1 rRNA gene is annotated in these 211 nt (G+C 54.0%); it reads right to left on the bottom strand.

Features of this window, described 5'->3' with window-relative positions:
* Window positions 1-211 (bottom strand): 23S ribosomal RNA (locus tag G9G54_RS25175); the annotation flags it as partial.

Here is a 211-nt window from a genome sequence, read left to right as displayed (position 1 = left end):
TGTCGGTTTGCGGTACGGGCACCTTCTCCTGGCTAGAGGCTTTTCTTGGCAGTCTGAGATCATGACCTTCGCTACTACAATTTTCGCTCCCCATCACAGCCCAGCCTTAACGATGTGCGGATTTGCCTACACACCAGCCTCACTGCTTAGACGGACATCCATCAGTCCGCGTCACTACCCTACTGCGTCACCCCATCGCTCATAACGGATT

Origin of the sequence: Paenibacillus sp. EKM212P (assembly GCF_011066115.1) — a bacterium.
GTDB lineage: Bacteria > Bacillota > Bacilli > Paenibacillales > Paenibacillaceae > Paenibacillus > Paenibacillus polymyxa_B.
The sequence above is the reverse complement of the archived record's forward strand: the minus strand, read 5'-3'. Positions and strand labels throughout refer to the sequence as shown.